This is a genomic window from Alteromonas sp. MmMcT2-5 (assembly GCF_022348315.1).
GTDB lineage: Bacteria > Pseudomonadota > Gammaproteobacteria > Enterobacterales > Alteromonadaceae > Alteromonas > Alteromonas macleodii.
The window spans coordinates 13,882-39,282 of record NZ_JAKRFB010000014.1 but is presented as its reverse complement, the minus strand read 5'-3'; the positions used below and the strand labels follow the sequence as shown (position 1 = coordinate 39,282).

23 protein-coding genes are annotated in these 25,401 nt (G+C 46.0%); 11 read left to right on the top strand and 12 right to left on the bottom strand.

From position 1 onward, the window contains the following. The first annotated feature begins 90 nt into the window (after positions 1–90). The 7 genes from MHN09_RS08245 to MHN09_RS08215 all read left to right on the top strand — a co-directional run bounded on the left by MHN09_RS08245 (position 91) and on the right by MHN09_RS08215 (position 6,851). The gene (locus MHN09_RS08245) at positions 91–834 is read left to right on the top strand and encodes a thermostable hemolysin (RefSeq protein ID WP_202941150.1); all 744 of its coding nucleotides are present in this window, start codon (positions 91–93) and stop codon (positions 832–834) included. Then, positions 824–2,338: an AMP-binding protein gene (locus tag MHN09_RS08240; protein ID WP_239240131.1), complete on the top strand. Its 1,515-nt coding sequence runs from the start codon at positions 824–826 to the stop codon at positions 2,336–2,338. Before MHN09_RS08245 ends, MHN09_RS08240 begins: the two co-directional genes overlap by 11 nt. A 3-nt stretch (positions 2,339–2,341) precedes the next feature. Beyond that, a complete protein-coding gene (locus MHN09_RS08235; protein WP_014975712.1) occupies positions 2,342–3,013 on the top strand; it encodes an iron-containing redox enzyme family protein in 672 nt (223 codons plus the stop codon). A gap of 64 nt (positions 3,014–3,077) precedes the next feature. Then, positions 3,078–3,923 (top strand): SDR family oxidoreductase, encoded by an 846-nt coding sequence (locus MHN09_RS08230; RefSeq protein WP_239240129.1) that lies wholly within the window; start codon positions 3,078–3,080, stop codon positions 3,921–3,923. Between the two features lie 15 nt (positions 3,924–3,938). Continuing rightward, positions 3,939–4,640, top strand: a complete 702-nt coding sequence (locus MHN09_RS08225; RefSeq protein ID WP_014975710.1) for a tetratricopeptide repeat protein — start codon at positions 3,939–3,941, stop codon at positions 4,638–4,640. A 188-nt stretch (positions 4,641–4,828) separates the two neighbouring features. Further along, positions 4,829–5,476 (top strand): hypothetical protein, encoded by a 648-nt coding sequence (locus tag MHN09_RS08220; RefSeq protein WP_014975709.1) that lies wholly within the window; start codon positions 4,829–4,831, stop codon positions 5,474–5,476. 208 nt (positions 5,477–5,684) lie between these two features. Further along, the gene (locus tag MHN09_RS08215; protein WP_080986381.1) at positions 5,685–6,851 is read left to right on the top strand and encodes a hydroxymethylglutaryl-CoA reductase; all 1,167 of its coding nucleotides are present in this window, start codon (positions 5,685–5,687) and stop codon (positions 6,849–6,851) included. Positions 6,852–6,942: 91 nt separating this feature from the next. Here MHN09_RS08215 and MHN09_RS08210 read toward each other — a convergent pair whose 3' ends face one another. The 12 genes from MHN09_RS08210 to djlA form a co-directional block, all read right to left on the bottom strand. Beyond that, entirely contained in the window at positions 6,943–7,311 is a 369-nt protein-coding gene (locus tag MHN09_RS08210) for a YbaN family protein (RefSeq protein ID WP_049586141.1), read from the bottom strand. A 302-nt stretch (positions 7,312–7,613) separates the two neighbouring features. Then, positions 7,614–8,570: a nucleoside triphosphate pyrophosphohydrolase gene (gene mazG / locus MHN09_RS08205; protein ID WP_049586139.1), complete on the bottom strand. Its 957-nt coding sequence runs from the start codon at positions 8,568–8,570 to the stop codon at positions 7,614–7,616. After that, positions 8,548–10,731 (bottom strand): GTP diphosphokinase, encoded by a 2,184-nt coding sequence (gene relA / locus MHN09_RS08200; protein ID WP_239240127.1) that lies wholly within the window; start codon positions 10,729–10,731, stop codon positions 8,548–8,550. Before relA ends, mazG begins: the two co-directional genes overlap by 23 nt. Positions 10,732–10,743: 12 nt before the next feature. Next, positions 10,744–12,204 (bottom strand): 23S rRNA (uracil(1939)-C(5))-methyltransferase RlmD, encoded by a 1,461-nt coding sequence (gene rlmD / locus MHN09_RS08195; RefSeq protein ID WP_239240125.1) that lies wholly within the window; start codon positions 12,202–12,204, stop codon positions 10,744–10,746. Positions 12,205–12,305: 101 nt separating this feature from the next. After that, on the bottom strand, positions 12,306–12,686 hold the full coding sequence (gene acpS / locus MHN09_RS08190; protein ID WP_014948318.1) for a holo-ACP synthase: 381 nt from the start codon (positions 12,684–12,686) through the stop codon (positions 12,306–12,308). Positions 12,687–12,713: 27 nt separating this feature from the next. After that, positions 12,714–13,451, bottom strand: a complete 738-nt coding sequence (pdxJ, locus tag MHN09_RS08185) for a pyridoxine 5'-phosphate synthase (RefSeq protein WP_014975702.1) — start codon at positions 13,449–13,451, stop codon at positions 12,714–12,716. A gap of 165 nt (positions 13,452–13,616) precedes the next feature. Continuing rightward, complete coding sequence (gene recO, locus MHN09_RS08180) at positions 13,617–14,330, bottom strand: DNA repair protein RecO (protein WP_239240122.1); 714 nt, start codon at positions 14,328–14,330, stop codon at positions 13,617–13,619. Between the two features lie 54 nt (positions 14,331–14,384). After that, positions 14,385–14,666 carry a hypothetical protein gene (locus tag MHN09_RS08175; RefSeq protein WP_014975700.1) on the bottom strand — a complete coding sequence of 94 codons (282 nt, stop codon included), beginning with the start codon at positions 14,664–14,666 and terminating at the stop codon, positions 14,385–14,387. 81 nt (positions 14,667–14,747) lie between these two features. Then, entirely contained in the window at positions 14,748–16,469 is a 1,722-nt protein-coding gene (recJ, locus tag MHN09_RS08170; RefSeq protein WP_239240119.1) for a single-stranded-DNA-specific exonuclease RecJ, read from the bottom strand. 243 nt (positions 16,470–16,712) lie between these two features. Beyond that, entirely contained in the window at positions 16,713–17,435 is a 723-nt protein-coding gene (dsbC, locus tag MHN09_RS08165; protein WP_196494333.1) for a bifunctional protein-disulfide isomerase/oxidoreductase DsbC, read from the bottom strand. A gap of 350 nt (positions 17,436–17,785) precedes the next feature. Continuing rightward, positions 17,786–18,712 carry a site-specific tyrosine recombinase XerD gene (gene xerD, locus MHN09_RS08160; RefSeq protein WP_239240115.1) on the bottom strand — a complete coding sequence of 309 codons (927 nt, stop codon included), beginning with the start codon at positions 18,710–18,712 and terminating at the stop codon, positions 17,786–17,788. Further along, complete coding sequence (djlA, locus tag MHN09_RS08155) at positions 18,713–19,573, bottom strand: co-chaperone DjlA (protein ID WP_014948312.1); 861 nt, start codon at positions 19,571–19,573, stop codon at positions 18,713–18,715. Positions 19,574–19,980: 407 nt separating this feature from the next. Here djlA and lptD point away from each other — a divergent pair, with 407 nt between their 5' ends. From lptD to rsmA, 4 genes are read left to right on the top strand one after another with little or no spacing between them, the layout of a single operon-like run. Further along, complete coding sequence (lptD, locus tag MHN09_RS08150; RefSeq protein WP_014975696.1) at positions 19,981–22,233, top strand: LPS assembly protein LptD; 2,253 nt, start codon at positions 19,981–19,983, stop codon at positions 22,231–22,233. A 28-nt stretch (positions 22,234–22,261) separates the two neighbouring features. Continuing rightward, positions 22,262–23,575: a peptidylprolyl isomerase SurA gene (surA, locus tag MHN09_RS08145; protein WP_258312597.1), complete on the top strand. Its 1,314-nt coding sequence runs from the start codon at positions 22,262–22,264 to the stop codon at positions 23,573–23,575. Between the two features lie 13 nt (positions 23,576–23,588). Continuing rightward, complete coding sequence (gene pdxA, locus MHN09_RS08140; protein ID WP_239218734.1) at positions 23,589–24,575, top strand: 4-hydroxythreonine-4-phosphate dehydrogenase PdxA; 987 nt, start codon at positions 23,589–23,591, stop codon at positions 24,573–24,575. Further along, a complete protein-coding gene (rsmA, locus tag MHN09_RS08135) occupies positions 24,572–25,399 on the top strand; it encodes a 16S rRNA (adenine(1518)-N(6)/adenine(1519)-N(6))-dimethyltransferase RsmA (RefSeq protein ID WP_014948308.1) in 828 nt (275 codons plus the stop codon). The genes pdxA and rsmA overlap by 4 nt, the downstream gene beginning before the upstream one ends. Positions 25,400–25,401 lie beyond the last annotated feature (2 nt).

Here is a 25,401-nt window from a genome sequence, read left to right as displayed (position 1 = left end):
GACTGACATTTGTAAAAGTTTTTCCCACTTAAGGTTCTCTTAAGGTCTCGCGTAAATACTCATAACATCGCAAAACCAATGAGCATGTTTATGAGTCACGTTTTAGCTTCAGTTCCAACCCAGGTTGCGAGTCAGCAACCTGCGATTGTCTCAAAGGAAAAGCCCGCTTTAACCTTTATCGCGGCAAAACATGGACATAATGCCCGCCGCCGTATTGAAGCGTTTATAGCGAGTGGTTTTAAAGCTCGCTACAACGCACGAGTGACTTCCTTTATGCCTATGCTGTTTGCTCTTGACGCTAAGGGAGTTAAAGCCGCCGCAGGCGCAAGATTTGCCGCCTATGATGGTCAGAATAATTCTCTTTTTATAGAGCAATACCTTAACACTTCGGTAGAAACTGCCCTCACCTTACAAGGGATAACCGTAAACAGAGCGCATATTGCTGAAGTTGGTAACCTTTTTAGCAGTGCATCGCGCTATACCCTCCCCTTGTTATTTGCCCTGTTCTTCGTTTTAAAACGATGTGGTAGCAAATATCTGGTTTTCAGTGCGACCTCACAGCTCACCTCTTTACTCATGGGCGCGGGTATTCAACTCCTCCCCCTTGTTAAAGCCGATGCGTCAAAACTTAAAGGGAATAGCGATGACTGGGGCACCTATTATGACACCGCTCCTCAGGTTACTGCCCTGTCGCTACATCACGTAACGCAACACATAATTGGCTGCCCTGAACTTAATGCTCATTACCAACGTGCAATTGAGCTTATTTCCGCAAATGTGGATGCGTTAACGCAAAATATCTGCACAAAAAAGGAAACAGCGTATGTTGCTTAATCAGTATATAAACGGGCACGACGATGACGTTGCGCTGAAATGCAAAGACGGTTCAATGACTTACCGCGCCCTTTTGAGCGCCGTCGAGAGCCTCGCAAGCTGGGTAACAAACCACAATGCCGAGAGGGTGGGCATTGCCTTTGAAAATAGCTTTGCATGGGTGATTGCTGATTTAGCCTGCCAACAGGCTAACGTCTGCTGTGTCCCCGTTCCGCTATTTTTTACCGCTTCCCAACAAGAACATGTATTAAATGAGAGCCAGTGTCACTTTTTATTGACCAATCGCGGTGGTGAACTAAGTGAATGGAGTGAGTCACCGACTGTTATTGATAATGAACACGACATTGTCGCTCATCCACTCAAACATGACTCTCGTGTATACACACCTGTAGGTACTAATAAAATAACCTTTACTTCTGGCTCTACGGGCTCACCGAAAGGCGTGTGCCTGTCAACTGAATCTCAATGGAAAGTTGCCCATTCTATTGAGCGCGCTGTTCAACCAGAAATAGTGAACCACCTGTGTTTACTGCCATTGCCTACCCTACTTGAAAATATTGCAGGAGTTTACGCCCCTCTGTACCACGGCGGCACGGTTTATTTAGCCACAGCATCTGAGCGCGGATTTCAAGGAAGCAAACTCGTCAATCCAAACGCACTGCTGTCACTGATAGACCGCGTTCAACCATCGTCTGTGATTTTGGTGCCCGACTTGCTAATGGTGCTAGTACAGGCATGTAATCAGGGCTGGACACCACCTTCATCACTAATATTCATTGCTGTAGGCGGTGCACATGTAGCGCCCACTTTGCTGGCGCAAGCTCAAGCGAAGGGACTACCAGTATTTGAAGGTTATGGCTTATCTGAAGCGGTATCAGTATCAACATTGAACACGCCCAATTGCAATACGATGGGCAGTGCCGGAAAAACGCTTGGTCATAATCAACTGCACATCGAAGAGGGTGAAATTGTAGTTACAGGCAACCACTTTCTGGGCTATCTGAATCAACCTTCCTCATTTTATCCGACCCAGGTCAGAACCGGCGATTTAGGCTTTTTTTCTGACAACACACTTACGCTGAATGGGCGTATAAAAAACATAATGGTGAACAGCTTTGGCAGAAATGTATCGCCAGAGTGGATTGAATCTTTACTACTGGGAACAGGACTGTTTAGGCAGGCTTTGGTGTATTGCGAAGCTAAACCCTACTGTGTCGCGCTCCTCGTACCCGCTTCCAATACTATTTCTAATACACAGATTCAAAGCACCGTGGCGCTTATCAATAAGCAGTTACCTGACTATGCGCAAGTTGTTAATTTCGCCACCATCGGTCTTTGTACGCCAGAAAACCAACTGCTTACCCCAACGGGAAAACTGAAACGTGACGCAATAATTGCCCGCTACGCGACTGACTTAGACATGCTCTACCAGGGCCAAGACCAACACCAGTACAGCGTTCAGAGTACAACAGCATTTTCTTCTCAATTTGTTATCAAGGAATAATTTATGAATTTCTATCAGCAACTTCAAAGCAACACCGAACATGCCAGACAGTCATTCTTACAGGCGCCGATTATACAACGCTGCTTTAACGGTGATTTTAACCTAAACGACTATATTGCCTTTCTTCAACAGGCTTATCATCACGTTAAGTTTACTGTTCCCCTGCTTATGGCTACAGGTGCCAAACTCAACGAAGATAAGGAATGGCTAAGAGAAGCAATTGGTGAATACATTGAAGAAGAAATGGGTCACCAAGAGTGGATCCTTAACGACCTTGCAGCCTGTGGCGTTGATAAAGAACAGGCGAGGATAAGTCAGCCTGCACCCGCCACCGAATTAATGGTTGCCTATGCTTTTGATGCAATAGCACGCAAAAGCCCACTGTATTTCTTCGGCATGGTATTCGTTTTAGAGGGCACAAGTATTGCGCTTGCCGACGCGGCTGCAAAACAAATCAAAGACAAGTTATCTCTGCCTAAATCAGCGTTTAAATACCTTACCTCTCACGGTGCGCTAGACCAAGAGCACATTGTTTTCTTTGAAGGGCTTATGAACAAAATTACTGACCCCAAAGAGCAGCAAATGATCATTCACAGCGCGAACATGTTTTATCGCTTATACGGAGATATCTTTCGCGAATTAACACCTGAACACGGCCTGGAACAGGTTGCTTAATTCAAGGGTTTACCTCTGGTGCTTATCCCCCGAGGTAAATTGATAACACGTTAAGGTAAATACAATGAATATTCAGTGGCGTAATCAAGTGGTACTTCTTACAGGTGCAACTGGCGGTATTGGTCAAGCAATAGCCAAGGCGCTTGATGAAAAAGGCGCGCACATTATCCTAACTGGCAGAAGTAAGGCGAAGCTTGAACAGCTGCAACAAAATTTAACCCTTCATCATACTGCCATTGTGGCTGACATTACGTCAGATGAAGGCAGAGATAGAGTAGTAAGTGCCTGCCAACGACTTCCTTTAAGTATTCTGGTTAACAATGCTGGCATTACCTATGTGGGCGAGTTTGAGGGCACCCCTATCGAGTCAATTGTGTCGACAAATATGCTGGCTCCGATGCTACTAACTCAACGCCTACTGCCGATACTCGAACGTAGACCGTCTGCGCACGTCGTGAATGTAGGCTCAGCTTTTGGAAGCATAGGTTTTGCTGCGCACGGAACCTACTGCGCAACTAAATTCGCTTTGAAAGGCTGGACGGAAGCGATGCACAGAGAATTCAGCGATAGCAAAATTAAATTTCACTATCTAGCGCCACGCGCAACGCGTACCGATATAAATGACGATCGCGCTAATGCGCTAAATGAGGCATTGGGCAACCAGACAGACGAGCCTGATGCAGTAGCACAAGCATTCATTAAACAGTTAGAAAACAATTTGCCAAGGGTCGCGCTAGGACATGCTGAACGCTTTTTTGCCAAGCTTAACGCGCTAGTTCCCAGTGTTGTTGACAATGCGTTGGCAAAGAAACTTCCAACAATTAAACGCTATGCCTTTCAAAAAACGCGATCACAAGACAAACAGACCAGCGCTCAAAACGAAACCCGTCTGGGTAACAAGCTGGTTTAACACGAGGACATTATCATGAAGAAATTAACCACGCTTAGCACCACGGTAATTCTGGGACTCGGTCTGGCATTAAGTCACACTGCTATAGCTCAAGCTAACGAAGTCACAGAAAGTACAGCGCCGACATCAGCCTTAAGCGAAACGGCTACCAGCCCTTTAAAGATACTTCAGCATCAATGGGCACATATTAACTATGAACTTGATGATGCAGAAAAGGAAAAAGCATTCGTCGCCCTTATTAATACCGCTAAATCTTTCGTAAAGGAAGAACCCAATAACCCTGAGTTATTGATTTGGCAAGGCATAATTCAATCCAGTACAGCCGGTGCCAAAGGGGGGCTTGGTGCTCTGGACTACGCAAAGGATGCGCGTAAGAGTTTCGAACATGCAATGCGACTAGATGAAAATGCACTCTCGGGCTCAGCGATGACCAGTCTGGGCGTGCTGTACCATAAGCTTCCGGGTTGGCCTATTAGCTTTGGTAACGACAAAAAAGCTGAGAAATTGCTGAAGCATGCACTTGAAATAAACCCTGACGGGATAGACCCCAACTATTTCTACGCCGAGTTCTTGTTCGATAATGGAAAGTACGAGCAAGCGCTCAAGTTTGCCAAGAAAGCGCTCGACGCCCCAGCGCGCGCAGATCGTCCTATTGCAGATTCAGGTCGCAAAAGAGAGATCGCTTTATTGGAAGCGAAAATAGCGAGAAAAAGTTAGTCACCCTAAAGGTATACAGGGAAAGGCAATGCTCTTATTGCCTTTCCATTTTCAACAAGTATTAGATTTTCGCTACAAATACCGTTAGATTAGCCGCCGATTCAACGATAATTCATGAAATTACTAACAATTTTGTCGAGTTATCTCGTTTATTCCTAACTACCTCTATCTTATAAAGGCGACTTTTCATGCAGAAAAAGAATTTCTTCTCTCCTTTTCTATTCATCCTTATTACTACGTTGTCGATATCTACGGTTCATGCAAGCACCCCTGATTTACTACCGTTACAACACGCGTGGGCAAAAGCGAACTATAAGCTTGAAGGTGAAGCCCAATTAGAGGCATTTTCTACATTGATAGCGCAGGCGAAAGTGTTAGTCGAGCAATCAGAAAATAGCGCTGAAGCACTGACCTGGCTAGCTATCTCTCAATCAAGTACTGCAAGTGCGAAAGGCGGTTTAGGTGCCCTGGACTTTGCTGAAAGTGCGAAGGAAAATTTAGAACGTGCCATTGAAAAAGAGGAAGCGGTATTAGAGGGGACGGCACTCACTGTATTAGCGGCACTTTATCATAAAGTACCAGGCTGGCCAGTTAGCTTTGGAAGCGATAAGAAGGCAAAACAATTATTTAAGCGTGCATTGGAAATTAACCCAGATGGTATGGACCAAAACTTCTTTTATGCTGAGTTTCTTTTCGACGATGGTGAATACGAAGAAGCCCAAGGGTTTTTAATCCGTGCTCAAAACGCGCCTGAAAAAACCAACCGCCCTCTAGCCGATAAAAAACGCAGAGAAGAGATTGCTATACTTCAGGCAAAATTGGATAAAAAAGCATAGTATCATTTGCTTCTTTGCGGGGCTATCGCGCGTCGCTTATGAGTTCGAAATAAGCAACATCCCCGCTTTTTGCGTGTAGAAAGGTGTATTTAACGCCTTTCTACATAAAAAGCGCATACATAGGTGGCACTTATCCTCATGTATAAATTGTAAACAGTTCTCATTCGGTATCAGCACTCCTATTATGAAAGAAAAAAGGAGTGGCCCAATGCCTAAAATCCCACGTTCCTCAGACAACGACTATACCCAAGAGATGAGCCGAACACGCCGCGAGTTTATTGCGCGCGAAACCGGCACTCAGCTAAATCACTTAGGACACTATTCTATCCCGCCTGAAACATTGTCGGGAAACATAGAAAACTTCGCCGGTGTCGCACAGGTTCCTATCGGCTTTGCAGGCCCGATGCTAGTGAACGGAGAGCACGCTAAAGGCGAGTTCTACGTTCCAATGGCCACAACAGAGGGTACACTAACAGCCAGCTACAGCAGAGGCATGCGTCTAACAAGAGAAGCAGGCGGTATAACGACCACCGTTATTGACGATGCTATGCAGCGAGCGCCTATGTTCGCGTTTTCTAACGCAAGAGACGCCCTCGAATTTGGCAAATGGGTTGAGCACAACTTTGAAGCCATCAAACGCGTCAGTGATAACACCACCAGCGTGGGCAAACTAAGGGATATCGAGCAGTACGCTGCGTCTAAGCTTCGCTGGCTAAGATTCAATTTCACCTGCGGCGATGCGGCTGGTCAGAACATGGTAAGCAAAGCCACTAAAGCAGGTTGTGAGTGGATACAAGCGAACTACCCACGTCCTATCGAGCACTTTGTACTTGCCGCTAATCTTGATACCGATAAAAAGCACTCTCACTTAAACTCGCTGCATACCCGCGGAAAGCGCGTTGTAGCAGAGATAACACTGCCAAAACACCTTATGACGGAGATTATGCATTGCCCGCCAGAGGCTTTGTTTAAACAGCGCCAATATTCAAATATGGGCGCATTGATGGCAGGCAGCGTTAACAATGGTGCGCATTTCGCTAACGGCATTACCGCCATGTTCATCGCTTGCGGGCAAGATGTCGCTAATGTGGCGGAGTCGTCTGCGGGGTTTACCTACGCTGAAATTATGCCAAATGGAGACTACTACTTCTCTGTGACTATTCCATCGTTAATCGTTGCTACATACGGTGGTGGAACCGGTTTAGCTACACAAAACGAATGTTTAAGCGTACTTGGCTGCACAGAAAGGGGCAGCGTAAATAAGTTTGCAGAAATTGTCGCTGCGACCGTATTGTGTGGCGATCTGTCGCTGGGTTCTGCAGTCGTCGCAGACGAATGGGTAAGCAGTCACGAGCGACTGGGTAGAAACCGTTAAAGGTTTTTATATCTGTCACCTAACGCTTAGCAATGTAGTTCGAATAAACTGTGCCCTACTGCCGAAGGTGAGTAAATTCTGTATAGAGAAATTATACAGCAGGCATGCTGGGGCGCGTAACAACAAAGTACGCGCCTATTCCCATAAATAGAGCTATACCTATGTACGCTGGAATAGGCATTGATGCGAACAGGCAAACAAGAATAAAGCTCACCAACATACTGCAACACGCTATGCATTTCACTTTTTTCGAAATTGCACCATGTTTTCGCCACGCAACAAGACTGGGGCCATATTTAGGGTGTTGAAGTAACCAGCTTTCAAGGCGCGGTGAAGATTGAGTAAAACAAAAAAGCGCACCTATCAAAAAAACAGTTGTTGGCATTACCGGCAAGAATGCGCCAATAATACCTAGAAGGGTAAAAAACAACCCGAGTGATAAATACAGTACTTTTTTCATGAAATACCAACGCCCAATTCAGTCCAACTCCTTGGTAAGTGTCATGACTTAACACCAGCGACACACCCTTCCAATATGCCAAATTTATACTCAGATATTAGATAAAGTGGATCTACATTGCCTTGTCGTAAATCAAACCTACTCTATAACCATACGCCAAAATAATGAAGTTTCCATCTACATTGGTCTAATTTTACGGGCCAAGCTTAACGCAACTCAAAAATTAGCCGCGCACCTTCAGCTCACAAAGTTGACGGTAAGATTAATAATTGGGAACGTTTTAAGGTCACAGCGTACACCATTTATTCAATGTTGGAAGAAGACGACTGCTTGACCTGCTGCCACAGCGCTTCCATTTCATCAAGCGTCAATGCGTCGAGCTTGTCGCCCTGTTCAGCCGCTAAGCGCTCTACGCCTTTAAAACGGTTAGCAAACTTGTTACTGGCGTTTCTAAGTGCGGTATCAGCATCTACCTTGCAATGTCTTGCCAAGTTAACCATGGCAAAAAGTGCATCGCCAATTTCTTCTTCAATGGCTTGTTGGTTGTCGGGCACGCCACTGTTTAAAGGTACAACACCAGTCTTCAGTGCCCCTTGTGCTCGCTGTTTGAAATCCAGCTCTTGCTGAATCTCTTCCACTTCCTCACGTACTTTATCTATGACAGGTGCGGCATCAGACCAATCAAATCCTACCTTTGCACAGGCTTTCTGCAGCTTTTGCGCGTACATAAGTGCTGGCATACCTTTAGGCACATTATCTAGAATACTGTTTTCTGTTGCTTCGCTGTCTTGCTTTAAACGCTGCTTTTTAAGCTGCTTTTCCTGGGCTTTGATAGCATCCCACTGCGCGTTTAAAGCACTGTCACTCAATAGGGTACGTTCGACCGTGACGTTTTCATTTGTATCGCTGACACCTTCAGATGCAAGCGCGTTCGCAAACACATGAGGGTGGCGACGCACGAGCTTATCACTAATGCTTTTCGCCACATCGTCAAAAGAAAATGCACGCGATTCACTGGCTATCTGTGCGTAGAACACCACTTGAAACAGCAAATCACCCAACTCATCTTTAATGTCGTGCATATCACCATTGGCAATAGCATCGGCCACTTCGTAGGCTTCTTCTATGGTGTAGCGAGTTAGACTTTCCATGGTTTGTTTTACATCCCACGGGCACCCAGATTGCGGGTCGCGCAGCTGCGCCATAATTTTAAGCAGCCGCTGCATTTCGCTAAGCTTAGCTTTGTTTGCGTTTTGCATCGGTCACGCCTTTAAGCTGTCGCAATCGGGTTAACACTTTAGACACCGTATCGAGGTCCTGAACCTCTATCGAAATAGTGATAAGCGCCGTCTGTCTATTTTTATCACTTAGGCTGTTCACGCCTAGAAGAGGCACGTTTTCATTCGCCAATACCGTAGTAATATCGCGCAACAGGCCAGTTCTATCGTGACAAAATATATCAATACCCGTCTCAAAACCTACTTTAAGCTCTTGTGACCAATTCACTTCTATCTGACGCTCAGGGTGCTGTGACAACAAGTGTTGCAGCTGGTCGCAGCTTTCTTTATGAACGCTTACACCACGGCCTTGTGTGATATAGCCTAAAATCGCTTCGCCGGGAACCGGCTTACAGCAGTTCGCCAGCTGGCTCATTAAGTGACCCACGCCCTGCACCACCACTGCATCTTTTTTGCCTGATCCGGCCGCAGTTTTGCGCGTTTTAACCTTAGGACTAATTTCGGGTTCTGGAGCTGGCGGCTCCTGCAAGTGATGAATAAAGTTAATCACCTGCATAACGCGCACATCACCGGCACCTACCGCAGTGTACAAGTCATCGAGGGTTTGTAAGTTAAACTTCTCAAATGCCTCATTAGGTACTTTGGCAGGAAAGTGGGCACGCTGAAGTTCGCGTTCTAGCAGCTCTTTACCGGCAGCCAGGTTTTTGTCTCTGTCCTGCTTTTTAAAGAAGGAATGGATAGTGGCACGCGCCCGTGATGAATGCACATAGCCAAGACCTGGGTGCATCCAGTCGCGACTTGGGTTTGGCTCTTTTCCGGTGAGTACTTCTATCTGATCGCCACTTTGCAATAAATAAGTGAAAGGGACTATTCGCCCATTCACTTTTGCGCCAATGCAGCGGTGGCCCACGTTACTGTGGATGTAGTAAGCAAAATCAAGCGGCGTAGCGCCTTGGGGAAGGTCAATAACATCGCCTTTGGGTGTAAACACGTACACCCTATCGTCAAACACCTGACTGCGAAGCTCTTCAACCAAATCGCCAGATTCGGCCACTTCCTCTTGCCACGCAAGTATGCGGCGAAGCCAGTTTATGCGCTCGTCATAGCCTGACTGCTTGCCCGTGCTACCCTCTTTATATTTCCAGTGTGCAGCCACACCCAGTTCTGCATCCTGATGCATTTTCTGCGTGCGAATTTGAATCTCAACCGACTTCCCTTCTGGCCCCACGATAACCGTGTGAATAGACTGGTAACCGTTAGGTTTGGGGGTTGCGATATAGTCGTCGAACTCGTTAGGTAAGTGCTTATAGCTGGCGTGAACCGTACCAAGCGCGGCGTAACAGTCTTGAAGTCGCTCGGCAATAATACGCACCGCACGAATATCAAAAAGCTGCTCAAACGTAAGGCGCTTTTTCTGCATTTTTTTCCAAATGCTGAATATGTGCTTAGGACGGCCGTAAACCTCTGCGCGAATTTCTTCGCTATCAAGCAAGCCTTGCAAGTCGCCTACTATGGTTTCTATGTACTCGGCACGCTCTCGGCGCTTGCCGTCAAGCTGATGAGCTATTTGCTTGTAGGTGATGGGGTGTAGATAGCGAAACGCAAGGTCTTCAAGCTCCCACTTTAACTGACCAATGCCCAAACGGTTTGCCAATGGCGCATAGATGCTAGCGCACTCGCGGGCCACCATAACGCGGGTTTCTTCATCGGCTTTCTTAACCTGCTGCAATGCACAAATGCGTTCTGCCATTTTGATCACAACGGCACGCACATCTTCTACCATCGCCAGCAGCATACGACGAATACTGTCTATGTGCTGTTCGTCCGACTTTTCGGCAAAGCCAGAGCCTTTTACTTTACGCGCATGTAACGACTTGATAGCATCCATTCGGCGCACGCCAACGATCAGGTCGCGTATTTCCCCGCCGAATTCTTCATAAATATCGTCTTCACTTAAGGCGTGCTGTTCGCAATATGGAAAAACCAAGGCTGCCTGAAGCGTTGCGTCATCCATATTGAGCTGACACAAAATCTCAACCATTTCCTGACCAACCAACAGTCGCTCGGGAATAGATGACACTGCACTTAGTTTTTCTTTTGTTTCTACACTTAACTCAAGGCTATCTAACCACGCTTCAAAGGGTGGTCGGTCGGCTTGGTGGACCTTTCTTGTCGATACCATATCCTTTACTCGTTACTGCTGCTTTCGCGTAAACAAGGCCATCATTTCCATGTGATGGGTGAAGGGGAACATTTCTGCTACGCCCGCTTTTTCCATTTCATAACCTCCGTCTATCAACACCTTTGCGTCTCTAGAAAACGTACTTGGGTTGCAAGAAACATACACTATCGTTTTTGGTAGTGCTTTTACAAGCGCATGACAAACGGTCAACGCCCCTTCTCTTGAAGGGTCTAGTAATACCTTATCAAAGTCCTGCTGTAATGAAGCCTCGACGTTGGTCTTATCGGCCAAATCCAAATGCAGCCACTCTACATTTTCAATGCCCTGTTGCTGTGCATTGTCTTTGGCGCGGCGCACCATCTCTGCCACACCCTCTACCGCCTGAACCTCTGCACCTAACTTAGCAATAGGTAAAGTAAAATTGCCCAGCCCGCTAAACCAATCAGCAATACGCTCGTTGGGCTTTGGGTTTAGCCAACCTATTGCCTGATTAATCATTTTTTCGTTAACCGCTTTATTTATTTGAACAAAATCGTTGGCACTGGGTGAAATTGAGCAGCCACTTACCGTGTTCATAACCATATCAGTACCACGACCCACACTGCGAATTTGCCCCTGCTTATTTTCAAGCTTTAATTCAATACCGTAGTCACCAACCGATGAACTCGTGTTCACCAATTCGCTCACTGCATCAATCAGCTCAGCTTCAAGGGCTTTGGTGTGTTTAATAACAAGGTGCGAGGTGTTATCGCCAGCAATAAGGCTGATATGCCCAATATGACGCGCTGACTCGAACCCTGAAAGCGCATCCCGTAAAGGGCCAATAAGTTTAGATAGTGGGTCGACCAGTATTGGGCAGGTTTCTACATTGATAACGTTACTGCTATTTGCTTCACGAAAGCCCAACTTAATTTGATTGGGGTTGCGGGCATCTATAGCCAACCTTGCTTTTCTGCGATATTGAGGGCGAGGCCCTGCTAAAGGTGCTTGCCAAACTTGTGGCTTCATTGCAAGGTGACGTTCCATCATCACTTTAAGAGCACGGTCACGTTGCTCAAGCGCAGAGTCAGGCTTTATGTGCTGTAGCTGACACCCACCACATACATCAAACACAGGGCAAAAAGGCGCTTGCCTTTCATCACTTGGCGAGTGAATGTTTGTCGCCCTGGCGTTAATGACTTTCTTTTTGCTAGATACCACCTCTATGTCGCAGGTTTCTCCTACAAGGGCACCTTCAACAAATACCATCGGATTGCCGCGCACTACGCCATTACCCATCCAGTCCAAATCTTCAATGGTGACCGTGTTAGGCTTTTGACTTTCACTGGTATCCGCTGCTTTTTTGCTTTTCCCAAATCGAAGTCCTGCGACCTGCGCGTTGGCTCTGGCATTCCCTTTTTTTGAAGCGCCACGCTCAGTAAGCGACGTTTTGCCTTTTTGCTTGCTACGAGATTGTTTAAAAAGGTTTGCCAAGTGTGACTCCGGTTACTTGCTTTACGTGGTTTGATGTTAGTAGAGATTTTTGCGCGCGCTCACCAAATAGAAGTCGCCCACGTGGGTTAGGGACAGTTGCTCTATTCAGACTCTAGTATAACGGTGGCGACAGCATAATGCTGCTCATCTGAAATACTGACCACGCTTCGCGTAATACCTCGGTTTTTGCACATTGCAGCAAACTCGCCAGAAAAATGAAGCTCTGGCGCACCTAAATCGTTATTGCGCACTTCTATATGCTGCCAGCTGATCCCGTTTCCAATCCCTGTACCAAGGGCCTTCACTGCCGCTTCCTTGGCGGCAAAACGTTTGGCTAAGAAGCGGACTGGCGTACCGTGTTCGCTGAACTGCTGCCACTCGGCAGGCGTAAGTACTCGCTTCGCTAAGCGTTCATTAGCGCCATCGCCTTTACCAAGTCGCGCTATCTCTACAATGTCAGTACCTAGCCCTGCAATCGCCACGTTATCTACACCCTTTTGAATCTAAGGTTAAATGCCCGCTCGCGCTTCAAGCATTAGCTTGCGCATATCAGCAACAGCCGTGTGAAGGCCGTCAAACGCGGCGCGAGCAATGATAGCGTGGCCAATATTAAGTTCGATTAACTGAGGTATAGCCGCAATAGGCTTAACATTGTGATAGTGCAAGCCATGACCGGCATTCACTTTAAGCCCTAAGCTATCGGCGTACTCGATACCTTCAACTAAACGCGCTAGCTCTTTATGCTGCTCTTCTTCGCTGGTGGCTTCTGCATATTGGCCTGTATGAATTTCGATGTAAGGAGCGTTACATGCTGCTGCCGCGTCAATTTGCGCTTTGTCGGCATCAATGAACAACGACACCAAAATGTTCGCATTAGCGAGTCGCTCGCACGCCGCTTTGATGTTTTCAAAATTCCCTGCTACATCAAGACCACCTTCGGTAGTCAGCTCTTCGCGCTTTTCTGGTACTAAGCAACAAAAAACAGGCTTCACTTCTTCGGCAATTGCCAGCATTTCATCAGTTACTGCCATTTCCAGATTGAGTCGAGTATTGATCGTCTGCGCTAAAATGCGCACATCGCGGTCTTTAATATGGCGGCGGTCTTCACGTAAATGAACCGTTATGCCGTCTGCACCTGCACGCTCTGCAATATCCGCTGCATGTACTGGATCTGGATAATGTGTACCGCGCGCATTGCGTAGCGTTGCGATATGGTCGATGTTAACGCCTAATAAAATCGTGCTCATTTCACCACCTAACCTGTAAGAGCGATAGAAGAGACCAGCTCTTCCTGTTTAATACGTTGCTTTAAGGGTAAAAATACCCTTTTAAGGAAAGTCGCAATTGTAGCAAATTTTTTTGTAGAACGTGCTTATTAAGCGTTTGAGTTAAGAGAAAATAATTTAATGCTATTACCGCGGCCTGGGCATAAAAAGCTCGCGGCTTTTAAGTGGCTTGTCACCAATTAGCGGTTTCAGCAAGTCCCGGCAAAGCACCTTAGCCACCTTTTTACTGAGCGGCGTAAATTCCCCCTGTGACAAGCTAAGCAGCGCTTGTCCGGGAAAGCCTCGCATTCCGCGGGTTCCCGCCATATCGTCAGGCAGGCGCACAAAGCCCGCGTCTATCTGAAAGTGGTAGCTACCACTTTCTTCTATAGGCATTTCGTATTCGACGTCGGTAGTAAAATCGGGCAACAGCCCCATTTCATCAAGTAGTGCAAATTCGAACTGTCGCAAGGTCACTTCTATATCGCTATTATCACGAAGGGACAGCAGCGCATTTTCATAAGCGTTGTGAACGCCATCGCTGGCAAGTCCTGCTGGCATAACGCGATTAGTTAGCTCGTTAACGTACATTGCGCAAAATAACGCCGTGCCCACAAGGTTGATGGAAGGCGAAACGCTTTCAACGTGACGTAAGTTTTTTAACTCTGACTTTCCGCTTAACTGTAAACGAAGATGCTGAAAAGGTTGAAGCAGGCTTTTCTTGTCAGATTTACTATTCTTCACCCCTTTCGCTACCGCACTAACACGCCCTTCTTCTAGGGTAAAAAAGTCAACAATATAGCTGGTCTCCCTGTAAGGGCGTCTATGCAGTACATAGGCATTTAACCATTCATTATTCATTGTTGCTCACTGTGTGTTAATTGTTGTGAAGTGGTGCCTGTGGCAACGTTAATATCAGCTGCGCTTAATTCGTACCACTTTCATGGTTTCAAACTCAATGCCAGCCACCTCTTCAACGTGGCGATAGTAGGTTACGTTCACTCGCGCGCCTTTTAAGCTTTGGTATTGCTGTTTACGCCGATAGATAAAAGGGACATCAATACCTTCTAGCATAATGGTGTGGCGAATCCAGTCGCTGTCTTTCTCTTCTCGCTGAACGTGGGAAATCACTTTTGCATTGTCGGTTTGATTCAGCTGACTATGCTTATCCACCAGCTTTTGTCTTTCGCTTTTCACCTTTGCCCCTTCTTTCCACAACTTTACGTTTATTGCTCGTCAGGCTTACTGGCCATCCGTCTGCGTGTGAACTTGCTCCTGCTAACGCGCTTCTATTTGCTCGACAATAAGTTGCACGGTTTCTTGACCGCGAAATACGTTGATATCAAGTCGATAGGCAATATGCACGCGTTTGACCATGGCATTCGGCCATGATTTTAAATCAACGTTAAACGCAATAGCATCGACCTCGTTAGCACCGTCACTTTTTAACACCATTTTTAAGTGCTTTTGGCCAACTAAGCGCTGGTCAAGCAATGCAAATTCACCATCGAATAGCGGTGATTCAAAGCCCTGACCAAACGGACCTGCTTGACGTAATAAATGCGCAAAGGGTAAACACAGCTCTTCCGACGACAAGTCACCGTCGGAAAGTAAAGCATGATTTCCGTCAAGCTTTGCCATGTGCGCTCGTGCAATATCAACAAAAGCCTGCTCGAAGTCTTGAAGCTTAGCTACGGGCAAGCTTAATCCAGCGGCCATGGCATGCCCGCCGAATTTTTCGATAACGCCAGGGTAGCGCGTATTAACTTCATCAAGTACATCGCGTATGTGCACGCCAGGAATTGAGCGTGCCGAACCTTTAATGATCTCGTCGTCTTGATGGGCAAAAGCGATAACAGGCTTAAGGTACTTCTCTTTCAAACGCCCTGCTACAATACCAATAACCCCTTGGTGAAAGTCTTCGCGATAAACCACCAGTGCGCTTGGCATATCGCCTTCATTCAGCGCCATTTGCTCTAGTACGGTTTCCGCTTGTGCTTTCATGCCGGTCTCAATCTCACGGCGTTCTTTATTAAGCGCATCGAGTTCCGCAGCGATCATTCGCGCTTGAATGGTTTCATCTTCTAATAAGCACGCAATGCCTTGGGACATATCGTCTAATCGACCCGCGGCATTAAGCCTTGGCCCAACCACAAAGCCTAAGTCAGTTGAGGTTAAGTGAGCGCAATCGCGATTCGCTACTTCGACCAATGCTTTAATGCCAGGTCGACACTTACCTGCCCGAATCCGCTGAAGGCCTTGATGAACTAAAATTCGGTTGTTTTTATCAAGCACTACTACATCGGCCACGGTGCCAACCGCAACAATATCAAGTAGCGACGCTAGATTTGGTGGCGCTACTCCCGCTTTTTCAAAATGCCCTTGCTGCTGTAACTCGGCTTTAAGTGCTAGCATGATGTAAAAGGCAACGCCAACCCCAGCCAAATTTTTAGAAGGGAATTCACAGCCAGGTTGGTTAGGATTTACTATCGCATCAGCAGGAGGTAGAACATCGCCTGGCAAATGGTGATCGGTAACAACAACCTGCATTCCCAACGACTTTGCATGGGTTACACCGTCAATACAGGAAATGCCATTGTCCACTGTGACAATAACCTCTGCCCCCTGTTTGGCAGCTTCATCCACAATAGGCACGCTAAGTCCGTAACCGAAGTCAAAGCGGTTAGGTACAAGAAAATCAACGTTGTGATAGCCCATGGCTCGAAGCGCCAATATGCATACCGATGTACTGGTTGCTCCGTCGGCATCAAAATCGCCCACAATAATAATACGTTTATTTTGTACAACAGCATCAGCGAGAATTTGCGCGGCCTGCGGCATGCCCTTCAAGACATTGAAATGGGTTAGTCCTTTTAGACCATTCTCCAAGTCATCTAAATTCGCAATATTACGACCGCGATAAATTCTATCGATAACAGGATGTAAGTCGGAACTAAGCGAGGCGCCGGTAACCTCACGGCGAACAATAGGCAAAATCATGAAATACCACTAACCAAAACTGTAAATGCAGTTGTCGATGCCAGTTCAAATAGGCTTTAATTAAAAAGACTGGAGTCGGGACACTTGATAATTAGTGCAGATTCCAAGTAAACGCCCGTGTGAGCTGCAAAGCAAAACTGTACGAAAAAACGCTAGAAAATATGAGGACGAATAATACCGCAGAAAACAAAAAAACGCACAAAGCGTGCGTTTTTATCATATTTAAGGTTAAGGACTGAATCGCTATTCAGCTTCCTCCAATGCTTTAGCAAGCAACGCAGCTGGCTGATAACCAGGAATCAATGAACCGTCTGGCAGTACGATATTTGGCGTGCCATTCACGCCTAATTTTTGACCTAACATGTACTGCTCTGCCACTTTATTTTTACAGCTTGCGCTAGCTACGTCGTTACCCGCTTTAGCTTTAGTTAACGCTTTTTGCGGGTCTTTCGCACACCACACCGACACCATATCGTTGTAGTTTTCACTGTTTAACCCAGAACGTGGAAACGCAAGGTAGTGTACGGTGATGCCCGCATCGTTGAGTTCATCAATCTCGTTGTGAAATTTACGGCAGTAACCACACGTAATATCAGTAAATACGCTTATTTCATGCTTTTCGTTTTTGGCCTTAAACGTAATAGACGATGATTCCATCTCTTTTACGCCTTCTTTGCGCAGCCCAGAAAGTGCCAGCTCTGTTTCGTTACGCATCTCTTCATCAATGTTAAAAACACGAGCCTGAAGCAGATACTGCCCGTTTTCACTTACGTAAAATAAACCGCGGTTTGTTGATACTTGGACCAAGCCAGATACTGGAGAGTCGGCAATGGTTTCTACATCCAACCCTAACATTGACGATAACTTGTTGCGGATAGCGGCTTCGTCAGCTGCCTGCGCGCTAAGACCCAGTAATGATCCCGCCGCAACTACACTGGCTAACAATACTTTCTTTACTGCTTTCACTAAATACTCTCCATTTTGCCATTTAAGTTCGCTTGTACTTACTGGCTTAACATGCAACTGCTTGAATCGGTATCTTTCCATTTAAAGCAATTGCTAAAAATTTTTACATTCATAACGTTCAGACCGTAAAACTTAGCAAAAAATTGCACGTTAAACGCTAATTTTCTTTTAACCTCAGTACATTTAACGTCAACATTTAAACTCACTCGCGTTACAGCACTAACGGAAAATGTATGTTCTAAACGTTTTGCATGGCTCGTATCCTACCATAGACCTTTTTATTTTATATACGTCGTCACTGATCCTCGTCGTATACAGCCCCCAATTTATAGCATTCTTTATTTGAATATTTAGCCACGTGGGTGATGACTGTGGATTAAAGTTTGAAGTCGCTCTGTTGCTACATGGGTGTATATTTGAGTCGTTGACAAATCGCTGTGCCCCAACAGCATTTGTACAACACGCAAATCAGCACCGTGATTCAAAAGGTGTGTCGCAAAGGCATGGCGCAATGTGTGGGGAGAAAGGTGCTGCTCAATTCCCGCTTTCACCGCATAGTATTTAATGCGATGCCAAAATGTTTGGCGCGTCATTTTCTGTCCACGCTTGCTTAGAAATACCACATCAGAAGCTTTACTGGCGAGTATCGGTCTGGCTGTTTTAATATAGGTCAGCAGCCATTCTATTGCATCTTCACCAAGGGGCACTAAGCGCTCTTTATTCCCTTTACCCACAACCCTAACTACGCCTTGCTGAAGGCTTATTTGATCCATTGTTAACCCAATAAGCTCACTTACACGAAGGCCGGTAGCGTAAAGCACTTCAAGCATGCTCTTGTCCCGACATTCAATAGGGTCGTCGGTAAGGGGGGCATTTAGCAAATCTTCAACTTGTTGCTCACTGAGTGAAGAAGGCAAAGCTTTGGGTGTTTTCGGATTAGACAGCGCGGAAACTGGGCTATCAACACGAACCTGCTTACTAATTAGGAATACGAAAAACGCCCGGATAGCGCTAAGCGCACGTTGGGTGCTGCGTGTGGACAGCCCCTTGTCATGACGATAGGCTAAATAATCCTGAAGCTGCTCAGTGGTCAGCACAGCGATATCTTTTACGCCTTGATTGTTGCTGAAGATAGCAAGCTTAGTAAGGTCGGTGCGATAGCTCTGCTGAGTATGTTCGGACAGTCCTTTCTCAAGCCAAAGCATCTCGACAAAACCATCGATATGCGCCTGACTCGCTGCCGGCACATAAGTTAACTCACGTTGAGTTTTTGCCATCTAAAAGCCACGCTTTTGCTTAATCAGCTCGTAGGCTGATTGAATATCTTGCGCTTTCTTTTTCGCAATTTCCATTGCCTGTTCAGGTAGCCCTTTAGACACCAGCTTATCGGGGTGATGCTCAGACATGCGCTTCCTGTAGGCACGCTTTATTGTCTTTTCATCGTCGGATGCCGCCACACCTAATATGTGATAGGCATCATCTAAACTTTGCTGTTCTGAATAGGCTGATTGGCTGTGCTGACGTTGACCTGAATGAGTGCGTTGTCCTGAGCCAGAGTTAGACCGCTGCCTAAAGCGTATTTCAGCTTCATACATTGAAATTAGATAATCTAAATCACGACGCCTAAAGCCTAGTGGCTTCGCTACTTTTTCAAGTACGTTGTATTCTTCCTGTGAAAGCTGACCGTCGGCGAAAGCGGCTTGAATAAGAATCTCTAAGAATACTTGAAGAATATCCCGTCTACCGTGGCTGGCGTCGTAAAAACCTTTCAACGTATCGACTAAAGGAAAGTCTCGCGCTTTGCCTTCTCTAAATGCATCCTGAGCTTCACGACGGGCATCCCCAGTTAAACGCATCTCGTCCATTAATGCTGTGGCGATTTGAATTTCTCTGTCTGTTACTTTGCCGTCAGACTTAGCAAGATGGCCTAACGCACTAAACAAACTATGAAAGAAAATAGCTTGCTGCTTCAGATTGTCCTGATCGGTAAAAAAGCGCCCAAAGCCACCTAGCTGATTGAAGTCTTGGCGATAGGCTTTATCAAAAAAGTGCCCGACTAATAGCCCTAAGATCGCCCCAGGTATTTTAAGAAACATAAAGCCGAACAAGGCGCCGAGGATTTTTCCCCAAATTGACATCGCGTCATACTCCGTTGGTGCACTGTTTAGAAAGTTGATGTTACTGTAGTGAAATCACGCCGTGCAGAGCGCGTTATACCAATCATCATATCAAATACATAAGTTAATTAACTAGGGCTTGTGCAGCTTGAAATCAAGCTTACTGCCACTAATTGCCTCCGTCTTTGATGTGTTGTGCATATAAAAGTGCATTTTTTTGTCTGAATGGTTGGTAATTACGACAGAAGTGCTTAGAATTGAGCGCTTATATGAATAGTAATAGCGAGTGAAAGCTACATTAACTCTTTGCCAAGAAGTAATGTGCATTATCACTGTTTTTTTAAACGTTATGTCGAACTAACCGAGACGGACGTCGTCTTACTTGGGTTTAAAAGCAACATACAACAAAACAGGCCGCCCATTAACGCATGAAAAACACCTGCGCCATGCTTGTTTCCGCGACTCTTTTGCCTACAGTCGCGTTTGCACAGGAAACGACAGCTTCAAATTCTAAACCAACGTCAGATGCAGCCCCTCTTGCATTCTGCTCAGTCGAACCTGTTACTTTCAGTAGCCAGGCATTAATGCCCAAAGGCCACGTTAAAGTTGAAGCTAACCGTACTGAAATTATCCAAGATACCGTAGCGCTGTTTTCTGGTAATGTTGATATCACGTCAGATACTGCGGTAATTAGTGCATCTCAAGCACAAATTAACGGAAGTGGCAGAGACCTTATTGCGAAAGGCGACGTAACGTATCAAGACTCGCAGTTAAAAGTAGAAAGTGATGCTGTGACCCTTCGCTCTGAAGAAGAGCGCTTAGAAATGCAAAATACCCGCTATCAGCTGACGGGTTTTGTGGGTCAAGGAGCCGCAAAAGATATTGTATTAGATACAGACACGGGAATTGTGCTCAAAGAAGTTAGCTTCACTACGTGTCCTGAAGGCGATGAAGACTGGCTAATACGCGCCAGTGAAATTAGTTTGGAAAAAGGGACCGTATGGGGCCAAGCCAAACACACACGCTTCTACATTGCCGATGTTCCAGTGTTTTATTTACCGTATTTTGCGTTCCCTGTTAGCAACGAGCGCCAAACGGGCTTATTGTTTCCAGAGTTAACTAGTTCAAGCAGAACGGGCGTCGACTATACGCAGCCTTTTTACTGGAATATTGCCCCCAACTATGACATGACCATCTCACCGCGATTGATGACCCTTCGCGGTCTTCAGCTGAATACTGAGTTCCGTTATCTAACGGAGCGTAGCCAAGGCAAAGCGTACGTGGAGTACTTGCCGAGCGACTCAGATATTAGTGGGAACCCTGACCGATATTTTTATCGCTTGGAGCATCAAGGGCTTATAGCTGACAACTGGTTACTAAACGTTGATTTCAACGGATTAAGTGACGACAACTATTTAGTTGACCTTGGTTCAGATTATTATAGTCGCGCTGACACCCACCTATATCGTAGCGTTGGATTAAGTTACTACTCGCAAAATCTATCCGTAAATATGCAGATAAAAGATTTTGAAGTACTGGGTAATACTGCAGATAGCTATCGCGCCGTACCTGAGATCAAAATCAACTACAACAAAGCGTTAGGTGAATATCTAGAGTTCAACCTAGACTCAGAAGTCGCACACTTTGACAATACTCTCGATACCGCTCCAACGGCTACTCGTTTTCACGTTGCACCTACTTTAGCGGTGCCGCTCCGCGCAGCATGGGGTGAACTTGTCGCAGAAACCACGCTTTTTCAAACGGTTTATCAACAAGACAATGTTGAAGGAACTGACTTAAAAGAAGATGTTGAACGCACATTAGGACAAGCTCGCCTTTATGGCGCGTTATATTTTGAAAGGGATAAATCGTGGTTCAGCGACGATATGTCGATGACTTTAGAGCCAAAGATTCAATATCTTTATACATCGTATGAAGACCAAACTGCGATTGGATTCTATGACTCAACGCCGCTGTTAACCGACGTTGAAGGATTGTTTAGAGGTCAGGAATTTACTGGCCTTGATAGAATAAGCGATAACAACCAAATCACCCTTGGCGCGACCACACGCATGTTGGATAAAAACAATCGGGAACAATTTGTTCTTAGTGTGGGTCAGATATTCTACCTTGAAGATAACAAAGTCATTGCGGCAACCAAGAATCAAGATCGTTCAGCGCTCGCCGCTGAAGTGGATTGGCGCTTTAATAAAAACTGGTTCTTCCATTCTGATGTGCAAGTGACCACTGACACAGACAAAGTTGACTTAAGCAGCGTGGGTATTGAATACCGCAAAGATGATTCGCGCTTTATTCAATTAAGTCATCGCTATGTTCGCGATCTCAGTGGTGAAACCATAGATCAAATTGGTATTTCGGCAAGCTGGCCTATTTCTGAAAATTGGCAGTGGGTTGGCCGTACTTACCGAGATCTTGAACGCAATAGAAGTGTAGAAACCTATGCAGGTATCCAGTATGAATCATGCTGTTGGGCGGTGCGATTAGTTGCGCAGCGCAGTCTGAACAACCGTTACAATGCTAGCGGCGAACAGACAACAGACGATTTTGATTCTGGAATATCGCTACAATTTATTTTCAAAGGCATCGGGTCATCTGGTACCCAAAGAAGCATGCTTCAAGACGGTATGTTTGGCTATCGTCAGCCTTATAGTTTAAATTAACCCGCAGTTGAGCGCTTACAGCGCTTAAATGCAATCAACCAATAATAAAAGAGTGTGTATGAAGTTCATTATCCGTGCATTGATGTTAGGTGCCCTACTCTCGTTTAACAGTGTTGCGCAAGAGGTCATGCTTGACCGCGTGGCCGTAATTGTTGACCAAGGTGTTGTGCTTGAAAGCGAAATTGATGCCCTTGTACAAGACGTTAAACGCAACGCAGAAGCTAATAATCAACAGCTACCGTCAGATCGTGCGCTTCGTACACAGGCCATTGAGCGTTTAATCACTAAGAGCCTTCAGCTTCAAATGGCAGAGCGTATGGGTATTCGCATTAGCGATCCACAGTTAGAGCAAACCATTAGCAACATTGCAGCGAATCAAAATGCAACGATTGAAGAACTTCGTGCCCAATTAGCGGCAGAAGGTATTGCATACGATGATTACCGCGAAGACATTCGCGAAGAAGTTATCATGGGTGAAGTTCGCCGTGCTAACGTACGTCGCCGTGTTTATATTACACCTCAAGAAATTGAAACCTTGATTGACCTGATGGAACAGCAAGGCGCTACTCAAGCTGAATATCGCTTAGGTCACATTCTTATTGGTTTCCCGCCAGAGCCTACAGATGAAGATATTCAATCGGCACGTGAGCGTGCAGACAAAGTCATTTCACTATTAGAGTCAGGCTCTGATTTTGCTAAAATCGCCATTGCGTCATCATCAGGTAACGAAGCGCTCGAAGGCGGTGACATGGGCTGGCTTAACATTAACGCCATGCCGACGCTTTTTGCTGAAGCTATTCAAAACAAAGACAAAGATGCTCTTGTTGGACCTATTCGAAGCGGTGCAGGCTTTCATATCCTAAAAGTATTAGATACGCGCGGTATTGAGAAAGTCACGGTGGAAGAAGTAAACTCTCGCCACATTCTTGTTAAGCCGTCAATCATTCTTAGCGAAGACAAAGCTAAAGCCATGCTAAACCGCTTCAAGGAAGAGGTGAAAAATGGTGAAGCTGATTTTGCAGAGCTAGCTAAAGAGCATTCAGAAGATCCTGGTTCAGCCCTTCGCGGTGGCGAGCTTGGCTGGTCGGATCCAAATAATTACGTGCCTGAGTTTAAAGACGCACTTGCACAGCTTGAGCCTGGAGAATTTAGTGAACCTGTTCGTACCGTGCACGGCTGGCATTTAATTCAGCTTATTGAACGTCGTATTGATGACGCTACCGATAAGCGCAAAGAAGATAAAGCTTACCAGCTTATCTTCAACCGTAAATTTTCAGAGGAAACCGAGAACTGGTTACGTGAGATGCGTGATGCTGCTTACGTAGAAGTTGTCGACTCGTAACAATAAGTTATTCATGAGTACACCAATTAAAATAGCAATAACGCCGGGAGAACCGGCAGGTATCGGGCCAGATTTGATCATAAAACTGGCCCAAGAAACATGGCAAGCGCAGCTTGTCGTGTTTGCCGATGGCGAAATGCTCAAAGCACGAGCAAGCGCCTTGGGGCTGCCATTAACGCTAATCGATTACGATGCCACTAACCCGCAAATTCAAGATGCGGGTTCGTTGTTTATAAAGCAAATAGATAAATCCGTTGACGTTATGCCAGGCGAGCTTGATAGCGAAAACGGGTTATACGTAGTAGAAACTCTGCGCCAGGCGTGTCAGGCAAATATGGATGGCGACTTCGACGCCGTCGTTACCGGCCCCGTACACAAAGGCATTATCAACAAAGCAGGGGTATCATTCAGCGGTCATACTGAGTTTTTTGCGTATCAGTCCAATACCATTGATGTGGTTATGCTTCTGGCAACTGAAGGTCTTAATGTAGCGCTTGCCACCACGCATATTCCCCTTGAGTATGTAGCGAAAGCTATCACCCGAGAGCGTCTTCATAAGGTCATTCATATCATCAACACCGACCTTAAATTGAAGTTTGGCGTTAAAGAACCTCACATTTATGTGTGTGGCTTGAACCCTCACGCGGGTGAAGATGGTCACATTGGCACTGAAGAAATTCATACCATCATTCCGGCGCTTAACGAACTAAGAGAAGAAGGCTTAAAGATCACAGGCCCTCTACCTGCAGACACCATATTTCAACCCAAATATCTGGAAAATGCTGACGTAGTGCTGGCTATGTATCACGACCAAGGCTTACCCGTGCTAAAATATAAGGGTTTTGGGGCTTCAGTGAATATCACGCTAGGGTTACCTTTCGTTCGTACATCGGTAGATCACGGTACTGCATTAGACTTAGCAGGAACAGGTGAAGCCGACGCCGGTAGTTTCAGAAAAGCATTGGAAAAAGCCATCGAGCTTGCACATCATCAACAATGAGTAAAACACACTTAGGCCATACGGCCAGAAAGCGATTCGGACAAAACTTCCTTCACGATGATTACGTGATAGGCAAGATTGTTGCGGCCATCGCGCCAAAAAATGAACAAAACCTGGTAGAAATTGGACCCGGTTTAGGCGCATTAACAGATCCTGTTTGTGAAGAAGTAGATGCACTCACAGTCATTGAGCTAGACAGAGATCTTGCTAAGCGATTGAGACACCATCCATTTAACGGCAATAAGCTTACGGTTATTGAACAAGATGCAATGACCATGGACTTTGGCGCCCTTTCTAAAGAAATGCCAGTCAAAGACAAAAAGCTTCGCGTATTTGGTAACTTGCCCTACAACATTTCGACACCACTTATGTTTCATCTTTTTGATCATGCTCACTGCATAGAAGATATGCATTTTATGCTTCAAAAAGAAGTGGTAAACCGCTTGGCAGCAGGACCAGGTTCTAAGAATTACGGCAGGCTTTCCGTTATGGCGCAGTATTACTGCCACGTCATTCCGGTACTCAATGTTCCGCCGGGTGCCTTTAAGCCACCCCCGAAGGTTGATTCTGCAGTAGTGAAGCTAGTGCCGCATCAGGCTCCGCCAGTAGACGTTGAGTCTGTAAATACGCTTGAGCGCGTTTGTGCGCAAGCGTTCAACCAGCGCCGAAAAACCATTCGCAACTCGCTGAAAGACAGTTTAAGTGAAGAGGAGATCCGTGAGCTAGGTATCGATCCTACCTCTCGCGCAGAAGTATTATCACTTAACGATTTTGCCACAATAGCAAACGCTGTGTCGGCAAAAGAGCACCAACAAGAGCAGTAAGT

What these genes read in the sequence shown, in the direction of transcription:
- MHN09_RS08245 (WP_202941150.1), top strand. Translation starts at nt 91, where the DNA reads ATGAGTCACGTTTTAGCTTCAGTTCCAACCCAGGTTGCGAGTCAGCAA.
- MHN09_RS08240 (WP_239240131.1), top strand. Translation starts at nt 824, where the DNA reads ATGTTGCTTAATCAGTATATAAACGGGCACGACGATGACGTTGCGCTG.
- MHN09_RS08235 (WP_014975712.1), top strand. Translation starts at nt 2,342, where the DNA reads ATGAATTTCTATCAGCAACTTCAAAGCAACACCGAACATGCCAGACAG.
- MHN09_RS08230 (WP_239240129.1), top strand. Translation starts at nt 3,078, where the DNA reads ATGAATATTCAGTGGCGTAATCAAGTGGTACTTCTTACAGGTGCAACT.
- MHN09_RS08225 (WP_014975710.1), top strand. Translation starts at nt 3,939, where the DNA reads ATGAAGAAATTAACCACGCTTAGCACCACGGTAATTCTGGGACTCGGT.
- MHN09_RS08220 (WP_014975709.1), top strand. Translation starts at nt 4,829, where the DNA reads ATGCAGAAAAAGAATTTCTTCTCTCCTTTTCTATTCATCCTTATTACT.
- MHN09_RS08215 (WP_080986381.1), top strand. Translation starts at nt 5,685, where the DNA reads ATGCCTAAAATCCCACGTTCCTCAGACAACGACTATACCCAAGAGATG.
- MHN09_RS08210 (WP_049586141.1), bottom strand. Translation starts at nt 7,311, where the DNA reads ATGAAAAAAGTACTGTATTTATCACTCGGGTTGTTTTTTACCCTTCTA.
- mazG (WP_049586139.1), bottom strand. Translation starts at nt 8,570, where the DNA reads ATGCAAAACGCAAACAAAGCTAAGCTTAGCGAAATGCAGCGGCTGCTT.
- relA (WP_239240127.1), bottom strand. Translation starts at nt 10,731, where the DNA reads ATGGTATCGACAAGAAAGGTCCACCAAGCCGACCGACCACCCTTTGAA.
- pdxJ (WP_014975702.1), bottom strand. Translation starts at nt 13,451, where the DNA reads ATGAGCACGATTTTATTAGGCGTTAACATCGACCATATCGCAACGCTA.
- recO (WP_239240122.1), bottom strand. Translation starts at nt 14,330, where the DNA reads ATGAATAATGAATGGTTAAATGCCTATGTACTGCATAGACGCCCTTAC.
- recJ (WP_239240119.1), bottom strand. Translation starts at nt 16,469, where the DNA reads ATGATTTTGCCTATTGTTCGCCGTGAGGTTACCGGCGCCTCGCTTAGT.
- xerD (WP_239240115.1), bottom strand. Translation starts at nt 18,712, where the DNA reads ATGGCAAAAACTCAACGTGAGTTAACTTATGTGCCGGCAGCGAGTCAG.
- djlA (WP_014948312.1), bottom strand. Translation starts at nt 19,573, where the DNA reads ATGTCAATTTGGGGAAAAATCCTCGGCGCCTTGTTCGGCTTTATGTTT.
- lptD (WP_014975696.1), top strand. Translation starts at nt 19,981, where the DNA reads ATGAAAAACACCTGCGCCATGCTTGTTTCCGCGACTCTTTTGCCTACA.
- surA (WP_258312597.1), top strand. Translation starts at nt 22,262, where the DNA reads ATGCAATCAACCAATAATAAAAGAGTGTGTATGAAGTTCATTATCCGT.
- pdxA (WP_239218734.1), top strand. Translation starts at nt 23,589, where the DNA reads ATGAGTACACCAATTAAAATAGCAATAACGCCGGGAGAACCGGCAGGT.
- rsmA (WP_014948308.1), top strand. Translation starts at nt 24,572, where the DNA reads ATGAGTAAAACACACTTAGGCCATACGGCCAGAAAGCGATTCGGACAA.